Annotated in this window: 12 protein-coding genes; 11 read left to right on the top strand and 1 reads right to left on the bottom strand. The window is 51.1% G+C overall.

All coding sequences use genetic code 11. The features are described 5' to 3' along the window. The first annotated feature begins 130 nt into the window (after nucleotides 1–130). From AC0VZ8_RS03990 to AC0VZ8_RS04040, 11 genes are all read left to right on the top strand, one after another. Nucleotides 131–1,186, top strand: coding sequence for an ABC transporter ATP-binding protein (locus AC0VZ8_RS03990; RefSeq protein WP_475486098.1), 1,056 nt, complete (start codon nucleotides 131–133; stop codon nucleotides 1,184–1,186). Continuing rightward, the gene (locus AC0VZ8_RS03995) at nucleotides 1,179–2,057 is read left to right on the top strand and encodes a carbohydrate ABC transporter permease (RefSeq protein WP_071221929.1); all 879 of its coding nucleotides are present in this window, start codon (nucleotides 1,179–1,181) and stop codon (nucleotides 2,055–2,057) included. Before AC0VZ8_RS03990 ends, AC0VZ8_RS03995 begins: the two co-directional genes overlap by 8 nt. A gap of 30 nt (nucleotides 2,058–2,087) precedes the next feature. Then, a complete protein-coding gene (locus tag AC0VZ8_RS04000; RefSeq protein ID WP_260068411.1) occupies nucleotides 2,088–2,921 on the top strand; it encodes a carbohydrate ABC transporter permease in 834 nt (277 codons plus the stop codon). Between the two features lie 61 nt (nucleotides 2,922–2,982). Continuing rightward, nucleotides 2,983–4,299 (top strand): ABC transporter substrate-binding protein, encoded by a 1,317-nt coding sequence (locus AC0VZ8_RS04005; RefSeq protein ID WP_475486099.1) that lies wholly within the window; start codon nucleotides 2,983–2,985, stop codon nucleotides 4,297–4,299. Between the two features lie 26 nt (nucleotides 4,300–4,325). Further along, nucleotides 4,326–5,093 carry a glycerophosphodiester phosphodiesterase family protein gene (locus AC0VZ8_RS04010; RefSeq protein ID WP_475486100.1) on the top strand — a complete coding sequence of 256 codons (768 nt, stop codon included), beginning with the start codon at nucleotides 4,326–4,328 and terminating at the stop codon, nucleotides 5,091–5,093. Next, nucleotides 5,090–6,310, top strand: a complete 1,221-nt coding sequence (locus AC0VZ8_RS04015; protein WP_475486101.1) for a sn-glycerol-1-phosphate dehydrogenase — start codon at nucleotides 5,090–5,092, stop codon at nucleotides 6,308–6,310. Before AC0VZ8_RS04010 ends, AC0VZ8_RS04015 begins: the two co-directional genes overlap by 4 nt. A gap of 454 nt (nucleotides 6,311–6,764) precedes the next feature. Continuing rightward, the gene (locus tag AC0VZ8_RS04020) at nucleotides 6,765–8,732 is read left to right on the top strand and encodes a methyl-accepting chemotaxis protein (protein ID WP_071221924.1); all 1,968 of its coding nucleotides are present in this window, start codon (nucleotides 6,765–6,767) and stop codon (nucleotides 8,730–8,732) included. Nucleotides 8,733–8,937: 205 nt separating this feature from the next. Beyond that, nucleotides 8,938–9,798 (top strand): transporter substrate-binding domain-containing protein, encoded by an 861-nt coding sequence (locus AC0VZ8_RS04025; protein WP_071221923.1) that lies wholly within the window; start codon nucleotides 8,938–8,940, stop codon nucleotides 9,796–9,798. A gap of 205 nt (nucleotides 9,799–10,003) precedes the next feature. Beyond that, a complete protein-coding gene (locus AC0VZ8_RS04030) occupies nucleotides 10,004–11,224 on the top strand; it encodes an ABC transporter substrate-binding protein (protein ID WP_260068407.1) in 1,221 nt (406 codons plus the stop codon). Nucleotides 11,225–11,277: 53 nt separating this feature from the next. After that, nucleotides 11,278–12,144, top strand: a complete 867-nt coding sequence (locus AC0VZ8_RS04035; RefSeq protein WP_475486102.1) for a carbohydrate ABC transporter permease — start codon at nucleotides 11,278–11,280, stop codon at nucleotides 12,142–12,144. Beyond that, nucleotides 12,144–12,962: a carbohydrate ABC transporter permease gene (locus tag AC0VZ8_RS04040; protein ID WP_475486103.1), complete on the top strand. Its 819-nt coding sequence runs from the start codon at nucleotides 12,144–12,146 to the stop codon at nucleotides 12,960–12,962. Before AC0VZ8_RS04035 ends, AC0VZ8_RS04040 begins: the two co-directional genes overlap by 1 nt. Nucleotides 12,963–13,192: 230 nt before the next feature. On the opposite strand, the gene AC0VZ8_RS04045 is transcribed toward AC0VZ8_RS04040, so the two are convergent. Further along, nucleotides 13,193–14,656 (bottom strand): carboxylesterase/lipase family protein, encoded by a 1,464-nt coding sequence (locus AC0VZ8_RS04045; protein ID WP_260068405.1) that lies wholly within the window; start codon nucleotides 14,654–14,656, stop codon nucleotides 13,193–13,195. Nucleotides 14,657–14,911 lie beyond the last annotated feature (255 nt).

Raw genomic sequence — 14,911 nt, forward strand, 5'->3', positions numbered from 1 at the left:
AAGTGATCATTACATGTGCATTTGATGCGTACTTATTATCAGATGCATGTAAGGGATTTCATTTTTATGGATTCATTTATTATTCGCTTGTCATGACAGAATCATTACACTTTCGTGAGGGGGATCGCTCTTGGCATCCATTGAATTTGTGAAAGTAAGCAAGTCGTTTGATCGTCAAACCGTCATACAGGACCTGGACCTTACCATCGAGGACGGAAAATTCACCGTGCTGGTCGGTCCGTCAGGCTGCGGAAAAACAACGCTCCTAAGGATGATCGCGGGCATTGACCCTCAAACCTCCGGTTCCGTACTAATCGATGGCAAGGATGTTACGCGCATTGCGCCGGGTAAACGCGGCGTGGCCATGGTATTCCAGAATTACGCGATCTACCCGACCATGTCGGTCCGCGAGAATATCGAGTTTGGTCTCGTGAACAACAAGGTTCCCAAAGCCGAGCGTACACGTTTGGTGGAGACCATAGGGGCAACCGTTGGACTGAACGATTACTTGGATCGCAAGCCATCCACCTTGTCCGGCGGACAACGGCAGCGGGTGGCTTTGGCCCGGGCGATGGTTAAGAATCCGTCCGTTTTCCTGATGGATGAGCCGTTGTCCAATCTGGATGCCAAGCTCAGGGTTCAGATGCGGATCGAGCTGATTGAGCTGCACAAGAAGCTGGGAACGACCTTTGTTTATGTGACCCATGACCAAATCGAGGCCATGTCGATGGCAGACACCATCGTGCTTATGAACAAAGGCGTCATTCAGCAGGAAGCGCCGCCTGAAGTGGTGTACCGGGAGCCCAGCAACCTGTTTGCGGCCCAGTTTATCGGGGTTCCCCCCATGAATATTGCGCCGCTTGGGGACGATCGCACGACATTCGGATTCCGTCCGGAGAGCGTCGTGATCGGCACAGAACCGGAGTCGTTTCATTATACGACCAAGGGGGAGGTCATCACGCGCGAAATGCTGGGTTCCGAGACGATTTATCAGGTGAGGACAACGGAGGGCCAGGCATTCATGGTGAAGTGTCAGGATGACCAGTTCCATGTCGATCAGGAGGTATATCTCGGCGTACCGGCGGATAAATTGTTTTTCTTCGGAGCGGATGAGAACCGGATCGAAGCGCAGGACGTCCGCTATAGGGAGTTCATGGAGCGGCTGAGAGGGCTGGCTCATGGATAAGAAGCGGATCTGGGAAGGGATCAGGCCCTATGTGCTGATCGCGCCGGCCATGGCCGGTATCATACTGTTTGTGATGTATCCGGTAGGTTATCTGATTTACTTAAGCCTGTTCAAATACAATCTGATGAACAAGGACAAGAGCAAGTTTGTCGGACTGGACAATTTCACCCAGATTCTGGGTCGCGGGGATTTCTACAAAGCGCTCTGGAACACGTCCATCTATACAGTCGGCGTCGTAATTCTAACCATGCTGCTATCCTTGCTGATTGCGGTATGGCTTAACAAGAAGGGGCGTTTCAATTCGGTCGTTCAGGCCGGAATTTTTACGCCGCACGTCGTTTCGATCGTGTCGATCTCGCTGGTCTGGCTGTGGCTGATGGAGCCGAATCAAGGACTTCTCAACTATCTCTTCAAGCTGGTGGGACTCCCGCCGTCCGCATGGCTGCAGAGCTCCAAGACCGCATTGATATCCGTCATTATCGTATCGGTCTGGCAGGCTATCGGCTATTACACCCTGATTATCGTGGCAGCCCTGCAGAGCATATCGCCAAGCATTTATGAAGCGGCGGCGCTGGATAATGCCAGCAGGTTCAAGGTGTTTTATAAAATCACATTGCCGATGATTTCGCCGCAGCTGTTTTTTATCCTGATCATCATGACGATCGGTTCCTTCAAAGTATTCGATACCGTTCAGGTGATGACAGGCGGAGGACCGAATAATGCAACGACGACGCTTGTGTATTACATATACGGCTTCCGAACGACCAATATCGGTTATTCGGCCGCGACAGGCGTTGTGCTTATGGCCATTATCGGTTTGCTCACGTTCATCTATTTCCGGCTGCTGTCCAAGAAGGTCCATTATCAATAAGGCTTTGGCCATGCAGAAAGGAGGCACAGTTTGAAGACCTTTGACTTAAAAATCGTATGGACAATGCTAGGTTATTTGCTGAAAGCCGCGGTGCTCATGATATTTATCTTCCCGTTTCTGTGGATGATCTCCACCTCGCTCCAGACATTCCGGGAAACGATGACGTTTCCGCCAACGTGGATTCCAGCCTCACCGCAGTGGGGCAACTTCGCGGAGGCGATGCAGGCAGGTCCTTTTCTGACCTATTTCAGGAACTCGGTTGTTGTCACGGGATCCATTATCGTTCTGCAGTTCCTGATCATGATCCCGGCCGCGTATGCATTTGCCAAGTATAAGTTTCCGGGAAAAACGCTGCTGTTCGGCATGATCCTCCTGGCCTTCATGATCCCGGGCCAGGTGACGTTCATTCCGGTCTATCTGATGATGGCCGATTGGGGATTGGTCAAAACCCTGCTGCCGCAGATTATCCCGTTCATCTCGAATGCCTTCGGCATTTTCCTGCTGCGGCAATATTTCATGCAGATTCCGGAGGAAATCATTGAAGCGGCCCGCCTTGATAATGCGAGTGAATTCAAAATCATTCGAAAAATCATGATTCCCATGTCGAAGCCGGCACTGGCTACCATTGCGCTGTTCAGCTTTGTCAGCCACTGGAATGACTATTTCTGGCCGCTCGTCATGACCGATTCTGCTGCTGTCCGGCCGCTGACCCTGGGGATCGCCATGCTAAGGGAGACTGAGGGCATCAGCAACTGGCATATCATTATGGCCGGGAATGTGATTCTGGTGGTGCCGATCCTGCTTGTGTATATATTCTGCTCGAAACACATCGTGAAGGCTTTTGTTTATTCAGGCATTAAATAATTACAGGAAATGACAGGGTTCAGCAATTCATAATCGAATAATTAATGGAGGAATGAGTCATATGAAATCCAAATGGTATACACTGCTATCCGTCATCATGCTGTTCAGTTTGCTTGCCGCATGCGGTGGCGGGGGAACTTCCAGCGATCCAGGCGTAGCCCCAGGCAGCGGGGGAACCGAAGCCTCGTCCGGAGACAAAGGGAAAACCACGGTACAGTTCTGGCACTCGCTGGGCGGTAAGAACGGGGAATACATGGACGCGCTCATCCAGCGTTTTAACGCATCCCATGAGGACATCGAAGTGATAGGCACCTTCCAGGGAAGTTATGACGAGACGGTAACCAAGCTGCAGCAAGCGATAGCATCCGATACCGGTCCGGACGTCAGTATGCTGGAGCGAGCCTACGTTCAGATGTTCGCCGATTCGGAAGTGCTTGAAGATCTGACGCCTTATCTAGAAGGCTCAGGCATCAGCGTCGATGATTTTACGCCGGGACTGATGGGACACTCCACCTTCAATGATCAATTGGTATCGCTGCCGCTGAACCGTTCCACCCCGATTCTGCATGTGAACAAAACATTGCTGGATGAGCAGGGTCTTCAAATTCCGACCACATGGGAGGAGCTGAAGGAGGTCGCCAATGCGCTGGTGGTTAAGGAAGGCAGCGAGTATAAGCGCTACGGCGTTACGATGCCTTATGACACTTGGTATCCGATTGCCATGATCTCGCAGGCGGGCGGCACTTTCTTCAACGAAGATAATACGTCGATCGGCTTCGGGGATAACGGCGCAGGCGCCAAGATGTTCACTTACCTTAAAGACTTGCAAAGCACAGGCGCCTTGTATTATCCGCCGGCTCAGGATTCCGGCAACATTGTGAACAGCATGTTTGTGGAAGGCAAGGTCGGAATGATGTATCAATCGACGGGATCGATTGGCGGGCTGTCCAGCGCGGTGGATTTCGATTACGTGACGGCATTCCTGCCTAAGGACGAAGTATATGCGAATCCGACCGGAGGCGCGAATGTGACGATGCTGTCCTCTTCCAAGAACAAGGAAGCGGCATGGGAGTTCATCCGGTGGATGGAGATGGAAGAGGAAGGCGGCCTTGAATTTATTTTGCAATCCGGTTATCTGCCTTTCACGAAGAAGATGGTGGAGTCGGAGAAGATCCAAGAGCTGTGGGCCAAGGAACCGAACCGCAAAGTCGCCTATGATCAGCTGGAATTTGCGACCGATACCAATAAGGATGTGGCATGGCCGGAGATTATGCATGAGTTCTTCTCAGCCATGGAAGCGATCATGTACGACAGCAAGGATATTCCGGCTACGCTGGATACCTTCAAGAAAGAGACGGAACGGATTTTGGCCCAATAACAACTGGTAAAGGAGTGGCAGGACATATGATCGAACGACTACGGGAACCATCCTGTACGATGGTGGCTGCACATCGCGGGTATAAATCAGCTTATCCGGAAAATACGCTGCTGGCCTTTCGCAAGGCGCTGGAGTTAGGGGTAGATATGCTGGAGTTTGATCTTCGGCTGACGCTGGATAAGGAAGTAGTGGTTATCCATGATGCAACGGTTCAGCGCACGACGAGCGGCGCCGGCGAGGTGAGGGATTATACGCTTGCAGAGCTGAAATCCCTCGATGCGGGCGGCTGGTTCGCTAGGGAGTTTGAGGGATTGAAGATCCCGACGCTTGCGGAGCTATGCGAACTGCTCCGGGAATATCCTGATGTTCTGTGCAACGTGGAGATTAAGCCAAGCCCTGATGCTATAGAGGCCGCAGACCTGGCGATTGATGTGCTGAACCGATACGGGTACCTGCCGCGCTGTGTATTCACCTGCTTCGATGCAGAAGTTCTGACCCATATTCATGATACGCATGGTCTGAAGACCCAGGGTTTTCCTGGCGAGAAAATGTCCCGATTTGTCCTCGGCGAGGATGGAACCTACTCCAAGATGTGGGCAATCGGTGTGGAGATGTCGCTGCTTACGCCGGAGCTCGTTGCCCGGTTTCAGGAGCAGGGGCTGCTGGTCTGGAGCTATTGTCCGGATGATGAGGAGGGTGTCCGCTATTCGCTGGAATGCGGGGTTACCGGCATGACCTGCAATGACCCGCTGCCGGCGATGGCTGTGATCGGAAAGAAGGGCACGCCGATATGACCTCCATTTTATCGAAAGTCCGAAGTTTGGCTGCGGACTCACCTCCTAGGCAGCTTTCGAATCTGGATGAAGTGGAGCTGGTTCAGATCCAGTCCGGAGCTCTGCGCGAGGTCGCGGGTTACCTTGAGACGAAACGGTGGACCTCGGTGGTGATGGTCGTCGACGGGAATACCTATGACGTAGCGGGCCAGCCGCTTGCGAGCCTGCTCACGAAATCCTCGATTCAGGTCCAAGTCACCAGCCTTCACCCGGACCGGAAGGGAGATGTTATTGCGGATGAGATTTCCCTGATTCAGGTCATACTGGATATCCAGCAAAGCGGGGCGAAGGCGGTGCTGGCGGTAGGCGGGGGAACGATTCACGATATTAGCCGGTATGCTGCCTATACCGCGGGTATTCCGTTCATCTCCATACCCACGGCCGCTTCGGTGGATGGATTTAATTCCAAGGGAGCACCCATCATTATACGAGGGGAGAAAAAGACGATTCCGGCCATTGGACCGAGCGCGATTTTTGCGGACGTCGATATTCTCATGTCGGCTCCTCCACAGCTTACCGCAGCCGGGTTCGGGGATATGCTGGGTAAGTATACATCCCTGTTCGACTGGAAATTCGGAAGCCTGGTGGCCGATGAACCCTATTTGCAAATTTCGGCGGATATTACGCGATCTGCGCTTAACCAGTGCGTGAAAGGGATGGAACAGATTGCGGAGCGAACCGAGGAGGGGGTGCGCATCTTAATGGGTGCGCTCGTCGAATCCGGCTTAGCCATGCTGCTGTTCGGTCAATCCCATCCGGCTTCAGGCTCGGAGCATCATCTGTCCCACTATTGGGAGATGGAGTTTATCCGGCTGGGGGAGAAGCAGCTGCTGCACGGTGCCAAGGTAGGTGCCGCTTGCGTGGAAATCTCGAAGCTGTATCACCGTCTCGGGGAACAGGGGCTTGAGTTGAACAGAGGCGCCTCCCAGGGTGCGGATGACGCTGCACTTCGGATCACGTTGCACTGGAATGAAATCCGGTCCCATATAGCGCAAATCCCGGAACCGGCAGAGCTGGCTGATATGATGCGAACGGTCGGCGGACCTGCTGGGGTGTCGGAGCTTCCGATCAAGAGCGAATTGTTGAAGCGCAGCCTGGGTGAGGCTCACAAGGTTCGAAACAGCCGGTACACGCTGCTCCATGCTTACAATGAACAAGGATATCTGTTCGTACATTAAGAATCCACATGCAATGAAACAAGGCTGTTCCTTAAAAGCGGATTATTCTGCTTGATAGGGGACAGCCTTATTTGCTTTTATCAGCCGTGCTTCTATTCATCCGATTCATATAAACTCAAGAATTCCTGCAATCTGTTGGCAGGGACTAAAGATGTATGAAAGTATTTATATATATTTAAATCTTTTGAACTAGATAGACTCATGGATTTTCGCTTTCTTACGTTAATGTCGAATTGTGTAAAATGTCTCATTAACCTCTCAAAAAACGAACATACCCTACCGATAACTAATAAAGTGGAGTCTTATTTCACCATTTTATACCATGATTTTTCGACGTAATTTGTTCATTTTTGTTTGTAGAGAGAAAGTCCTTACAGAAAAAAGAGCACTTGCAAAAATTTTGGACGAATGATCGGATAGGACCCAGGCACTATTTTTGGGGAGGGTTTACAGCATGCTAAAGAGTCTCAAGCAAAAAATGATTACAATGATTTGTTTGCTCTTGCTCGTCAGTCTTGGATCCGTCTTTGCCGTAACTTACAACCGGTCCTCCGTATTGCTTCAGGAGAGCCTGGACAAAGAAGCGCAGCTTAGCGCGGAGAAGCTTGCGCTTCAGATCGACCAATTTCTTGACGTGGAAATTGCCAAGGTTGAAAGCGTGGGGAAATTCGTCACGGGGAATAAAGCGCAAGACTTGCAATTGATACAAGCGGCGCAGGAAGTGAACCCGGAATTTGAAACCTTTTTCTTCTCGTACGATTTGAGCGGGAAGAATGTCATTAACTTTCTGGGTGAAGTGACCGATGTATCCGATCGCGTTCACTACCAGGAGGCCGGGAAGGGCGAAGGCAAGCTGGTTGTATCGGAGCCGGTGCTTTCCAAGCGTACGGGCAACAACATCGTAACGATGATCATTCCGTTAATGAAGGATGGAAAACAGTACGGTTATATGGGCTCTACGCTTCCGATCAACGAGGTGCAGAAAAAAGTATCCTCCCAAACCTTCGGAGATACCGGATACGCATTTCTTCTAAGCAAAGCGGGAACGTTCATGTGGCATCCATCAGAGGATTTCGTCCTTCAAAAGAAGGTCGAAGACGTGGAGAGCACGGAATTATCCCAAGCTTTTGACAAGGTGCGTCAAGGAGAGATGGGGGAATTCGAATATGTTCTGGATAACGTCGAATACACGGCGGCTTTCGCTCCATCCAATTTGAATTGGGGCATATTCGTAACGGCACCGACCAAGGAGCTGAATGCTCCGATCACGGAGATGTCGGTTACGTTAGTCATTATTTCGGTTGCCGCGCTGGTCGTTTCCGCCGGTGCAGCGGTCTGGTTCACGGCACAGATCGTCCGGCCGATCCGCAGGCTCAACACGGCAGTTAAGGAAGTTGCGGCAGGCGATTTGACCAAGACCATTCAGGTTAGCGGCAAGGATGAAGTTGCCGTCCTTTCCGGCGATTTTAACCAGACGGTATCACATCTGAAGCATCTGGTCCTCGGTGTGAACGATTCTTCTCGACAAGTTATGTCGGTAACGGAGACCGTTTCGAGCGGGGTGGAGACGGCTATGGACAGCGTGGATCGTATCGGCGCCTCCATTCGTCAAATTGCCAGCGGCGCGAATGCTCACGCCTCAAGCTCCAACGAAATCGCCGTATCGATGAGTGACATGGCTAGCGGGATCGTCAAAATAGCCGAAACGTCCTCCATGGTATCCGAAGCTGCACAAGAGGCAGCAAGTCAAGCGGAGACCGGATCGGTTGTCGTTGAACAAGCCGTGAAGCAGATCGGCAACATCGGCGCGGGTACGACCAAGGTCGGCACGGCAATTGAGCGCTTGAATGAGCGTTCTTCCGAAATCGAGCAGATTCTGAGCTTCATCACGGAAGTGACCTCCCGGATTCGCTTGCTGTCCTTGAATGCTTCGATTGAAGCAGCCAGAGCAGGCGAGCATGGACGCGGCTTTGCAGTCGTGGCTGAGGAAGTCAAGAAACTGGCTGGACAGTCCGAGGTATCGACCGATCAGATCGCGAAGCTGATTACGGAAATCCGCGAGGACACAATTAACGCCGTACAGGTGATGGACGTAAGCCGGAAGGATGTACAGGATGGAATTGCGCTGATTGAAGAGGTGCGCGAGAAATTCGATAACATTTTGAGTGCGACACGCAACGTGGCTGACCACATTCTGGAGGTATCGGCAGCTTCCGAGGAAATGTCGGCGGGATCGGAACAGGTCAGCGCTTCGGTGGAAGAGCTGAAATCCATCGCAGATCTGACTTCAAGCGACGCCCAAAATGTGTCTGCCGCTGTGGAAGATCAAATCTCAACCATCAAGGAAATTTCGAACTCCGTTAAACATCTGGAGACAGTCGCTCAGGAGCTTAGCAAAGAGCTTGCCAAATTCAGGCTTTAACATTCCGTTCTTATGGACCGCACGTATGGGTACTTGAGAGGGGGGATGCCTGGAAGAAAAGAGGCTCAAATCGTAACGTGCAAGGCAGTAAGTCACGGAAAGTACCAGCAAGAGGATGACCAGAGTGTTTCAGGCAGATCGATGCCGCTGCCAACCAAGGGGCATCAGGATGTACAACTAGATGAAAACTGGAGGAAACGAAGACATGGCTAAGAATTGGAAAAAGGTATTACTAGCAGGGGTAGTCAGCTTATCATTGGTGGCAACGGGTTTTGCTGCAAACGAAGTACTCACATCACCGGAGGTATCCGCTAAATCGGCTTCGACCAATGCACCCGGACAACTAAAGAAACAATCGGCTTCCCAGCTCGACGAAATTATCGAAAGAGGCTACATCCGGGTTGGTATGACAGGGGATTACAAACCGTTTACATATTTGAATCCTGCTACAAAAGAGTATGAAGGTTATGACGTTGACGCTATGGAAGAGCTCGGTAAAGATCTAGGCGTGGAAGTTCGTTACGTCAACACCACATGGTCCAACATGATGAAGGACCTGCAGGCTGATAAATTCGACATTGCAGTGGGCGGCGTTACCCGCAACACGGCAAGACAAAAAACGGCTTATGTATCCCAAGGGTACATTTCCTTCGGTAAAGCCCCATTGATTCGTGCTGAAGACAAGGACAAATACCTGACGATTGAAGACATTAACAAACCTTCGGTTCGCATTGGCGTGAATCCGGGCGGAACGAACGAGGTGTTCGTACGCGAGCATCTGACGAAAGCTAATGTGACTGTCGTTCCAAATAATCTGGATATCCCGCATTTGGTAGCGGACGGTACGTATGATGTGATGATTACCGATACGATCGAAGCGATTACGTATGCAAAAGCAGATTCCAGACTGTATGCTGCATTGACGGATAAGCCGTTCACGAACAGTGAAAAAGGCTACATGATTCCTCGCGGCGACTTTGAATATGCAAGCTATCTGGAAATGTGGATTGACGAAATGAAGCTGCAAGGCAAGTTTGCGGACATTCATAAAAAATGGTTGGAGTAGGTTGAATCAGGCTATGAACAGATAGCCAATCCCTGCCAGCAGATCAGGTTGAAGAGCCTGATTTGTTGGCTTTTTTGTTTTGTCCAATAAAGTGAAGAGGGCGTCGCCTCGGCGTCCGGGAGGTTTACCAACCAAGCAAAAAGGGTAGTAAATAGACATGGACTTTGACCAAAACTACATCAGGATATGAAACGGGGGGCAGACCATGAAGCTTGGTACAAGGATCGCGGCGTGTTTGGTGATGGTATTGATGCTGGCCGCGTGCGGTGCAAAAGAGGAATCGGGACGCGTGCAGATTGAATTTTTTCAGAATAAGCCCGAGGCTAAGGGCTCCTTTGACGCACTAATTGAGAAATTTAATCAATCCCAATCCGAGATCAAGGTTGTTCAGGTAAATCCGCCGGATGCGGAGACCGTACTCAAGACAAGAGTTGTCAAGAATGATATTCCTGACATTATCGGCATGGGTGCAACAGATACGTATTCATTGCTGGCGCAAAGCGGCATATTTATGGATTTGACGAATAACCCACTGCTGAGTCAGGTGGATGAGACCTATGTTCAGATGCTGAAAGACGTAGCGGGGATGGACGAGGTTACGGGCATTCCTTATTCAACGAACGCTAACGGCGTGATGTACAACACGGAAATTTTTAAAGAATTGGGACTCAGCGTTCCCAAGACCTGGGACGAGCTGTTAGCTACGGCGCAGAAGGCCAAGGATGCGGGGATAATCCCGTTTTATTTCACGTATAAAGACGATTGGCAGACGGTGCTGCCGTTTAACGCATTGGCATCCAATCTGGAAGGCATTGAATTTTATATGGATCGGCGGGAAGGCACGGTAACGTTTGCTGAGAAGTATCGAGAGATTGCGGAGAAGCAGCTCGCGTTGATGGACTATGGTCATGGGGATAACTTTGGCAAGAACTACGCAGACGGCAACCGGGGGTTTGCGAGGGGCGAATCGGCCATGTATATCCAGGGAACCTGGGCAATTCCGGAAATCCGGAAGGCCAATCCGGATGCGTCGATCGGCTTCTTTCCGCTGCCAACCGGCGATCATCCGGAGGAGAATAAACTGATTTCAGGCGTGGATACTCTGCTGGCTATTTCCGAGGATTCGAAGCATAAAGAGGAGGCTCAACGTTTCATTCAGTTTCTGCTGGAGCCTGAGAATAGCAAGCAATACATTACGGAGCAAACGCTGTTCTCGACCGTTGAGGGCGTGACGCAGGATGATCCTGCCGTTGCAGAGCTGCTGCCTTATCTGGAGCGGGGCCAAGTCATCGACTTTGCTGATCACTATATTCCTGCTGCTGTGCAGCTGAACTCGGTGATCCAATCTTTCCTCCAGAATAGGGATATTGACGGGTATCTAAAGAAGCTGGACACCGAATGGGACAAGGTAGCGGACAGACGCTAACGGAGCGACCAACGCTGTGACACGATATCCATGAGCATTGAGGAGGACCCAACATGAACAAGCGTCTTATGCCTTATTATTTGATGACCGTGCCAGCGGTCGTGCTGTTCTTCGTATTTCTGACACTGCCGGCCTTGCAGGGGGTGTATTACTCCTTCACGAACTGGAATGGATTCGGCGATAACTTCGATTTCATCGGATTCAAGAATTATGTCAATCTGTTCAAGGACGGTAACGTGGGCAATGCGTATTGGTTCACATTCAAATTCGCGGTCGTGGTAACCATCCTGATCAACATCTTCAGTCTGCTGATTGCCATGGGGCTGAATGCCAGAATCAAAGCGAGGAATTTCTTCAGAGGCATCTACTTTCTTCCGAATATTCTGAGTGTGCTGATCATTGGTTACATATTCAACTATCTGTTCTCGAATGTGTTCACGATCTGGGGCCAAAATCTGGGGATCGAATGGCTGTCCACCAATATTCTGGGCAGTGAACAGCATGCCTGGATCGGGATCGTGGTGGTAGCGGTATGGCAGGGCATAGCTTATAACACGATCCTGTATCTCGCGGGGCTCCAGACTATCCCTCAAACACTGTACGAGGCGTCCAACCTCGATGGGGCGAACCGTTGGCAGGAATTTTGGAAAATAACGTTTCCGCTGATCGCGCCATTCTTTACGATCAACATGGTGCTTGCGATGAAGAATTCCCTGATGGTCTTTGACCAGATCGTCGCTCTTACCAACGGCGGTCCAGGTCGGGCGACGCAGTCCATCTCCCATCTGATTTACACCGGCGGCTTCGAGGGAGGGGAGTTTGCCTATCAATCCGCGAACTCCGTGATCTACTTCATCCTGATTGCCACGATATCGATTGTGCAGATTCGGTTCCTGCAGAGAAGAGAGGGGGACATGTAATGCGGACGAAAACCAACTGGACGGTGATGATTCTCATCACATTGGGGACGATACTGATCCTGTTCCCGCTGTATATGACAATCACGATTGCGCTCAAAACGCCGGAGGACATGCTGGCTTCCGTGTTCGGACTGCCAAAGGAGCTTCATTACGAGAATTTTACGCATGCCATAAAAATGACGAATTTCTTCAACGCGCTGGGCAATAGTGCGATGGTAACGACGGCAACGGTGGTACTCACCCTGCTGACCAATTCGCTTGTCGCTTATGCCATTGCCCGCAATATGAACCGAAAGTTCTTCAAGGGTTTATACTTCTATTTCATCAGCGCTATGTTCATTCCGTTCCCGATTATTATGCTGCCGCTGGTGAAGCTGACAGCCGGTTTCAATATGACGAACCTGGTCGGGCTTACCATCCTGCATACCGTGTATGCTTTGGCATTTAACGTATTTGTGTATGTTGGTTATATTAAATCCATTCCGATAGCGCTGGAGGAAGCGGCTCGGGTGGACGGTACGTCGACTTGGGGAACCTTTTGGAGAATCATATTCCCGATTATGGCACCGATCAATGCGACGGTAGGCATTCTGATCTGCCTCTCGACTTACAATGACTTCCTGCTGCCGCTCATCATTATCAGCGATACGGATTCCTACACGCTGCCGCTTGTGCAGTATATTTTCCAGGGGCAATTCAATACAGATTTCAATCTGGCCTTTGCTTCATATCTGATGGCAATGCTGCCGATGATCATCATTTATCTGTTCGCGCAGAAGTGGATCATCAATGGCATTACGCAGGGAGCTGTGAAATAAGGAGCGGCTCGGTCCCATCCAAGTTTCCGTCGACGGACGGAGCCTGAATCGGATGCTGTAGGATAGAGGTACGCCAGAGGTTAGTCGTGTATGTGCATGTGCGGCCTGCTAAAATTAACAAAAAGCTGTATTCCGGCATGATATCCATGATGTCATGCCAGGAGATACAGCTTTTTTGCTGTTATAAGGATCCCCTCCGCAAAAGGGCCCTTGCTTATGGCTTGTTCATTTTATAATTGCAGCATGTTCCGTTTCTCCGCATCCGGGTCCTCGGTGATCCTGCTGTCGTTGTTGAATATCATCGTTGAACGCGATGCTGGATCATAAGCTGGCCACGGCATCGCCTCGGTATCCGGCGAGCCACTCCGCGCAAATGATATCCAAGCATCCTGCATCCGGTCGGACAGGGCTTGCGTGGCACCATCGACTTGAACACCGATGTTCTGAAACAGCGCCAGCGTGTTAAATACAAACGGTATTTCCAGGGCATGCATCGCTTTGCCGAGAACCGGATGATTCGGCAGCGTCCAATCGAACCGGTACATCCACACCGGCGCGTGCTTGCTCTGAGCGGAAGCGAATTGAAGGGCCGAACGCCAGAAATACAGGTCAGTCATAATCTGGGCATGTCCGTCGATGCTGTACGGGTATTCCTTGGTGATAGGCGCGGCATCCTGGATACCGGTCATCATTTCAATGGTGCGTACAAGATCGTCTTCCTTCACAAGCGGCATGTCCGGCCGGAAGAACAAGGCGCCTTCATCGAGATTTGTGCCGATCAGGATCGGCACGTCCTTGGCCCATCCCGATTGAACAGCCTGCAGCGGATCATGAGGCAAAGTGCCCGGTTCCAGCACCGGCTGGAAGATCATGCTGACGCCGGGGCCAAATCGTTTCTTCAATCGTTCCCCGGCTTCGAATATTAACTCACCTGTGAGCGTTTCAAGCTCATGGACCTTGTCAGGCGAGATGTCCAGCTCTTTAAGCAAACCAGCCGTTACCATCTTTGCCTGTTCCGGAGCCATGACTTGGGCAGCGCCGCTTTGCATGATGGCCCGGTGAAACAACCCTTTGGCTGCCGGCATTGCAAGTAAGGCCGCGATGCTCATGCTGCCGGCCGATTCTCCGAATACGGTAACCCGTTCGGGGTCGCCGCCGAAGCCCGCAATATGATCCCGCACCCATTGTAGGGCCGCTATTTGGTCCAATAAACCAGTATTGGAGGAATAGGCTTCGCCGTATGGGGAGAGATGGAGAAAGCCGAGCGGACCCAGCCGGTAATTGATTGTTACCACAATCACGTCGCCCCGGAGTACGAAAGGCGTGCCGTTATAGCTTGGCAAGCTGCCGGCGCCTGTGACGAAAGTACCCCCGTGAATCCATACCATGACCGGCAGCGGCTCCGCTGGCGTGTTCAGGGGTGACCACACATTGAGATAGAGGCAATCCTCGGACACTGTTTTGGTCACTCCTCCGCCTAGCATGCTTGAGGTGGATTCAAGCGGTTGAAGGCACATGGGGCTGAAGGCAGTGGCATCCTTTATCCCGTCCCATGGATCGGGGGGCACAGGAGCACGGAATCGAAGCGGGCCAACCGGGGGCTTCGCATAAGGAATTCCCTTCCATACGCGTGCTCCGTTTTCCGAACTGCCTTGAATACGCCCGGCTTTCGTTTGAACGACAAGTTCTGACATGTTCACTCTACACCCTTTCTCTCTGTGGATCTTTCCTGTCGACCCTATTCGAATGTTATTCATAAATGGCTGAACCGTCATATAGAAGATTTTTACTACTCTCTATATACACTTTACCAAGTTAGCGGCATAAGTTCAAAAAAGCACGAATCATGCGAAATAGAGGCAGGAATGTCATGTCACATGAAGAATGTAACAGGGGGGGGCGTATTCGTGGACAACGAAACGAATACGGTATCACCTTTTGGTTCAAGT

It is taken from the genome of Paenibacillus sp. QJM3NY_38, from assembly GCF_056173265.1.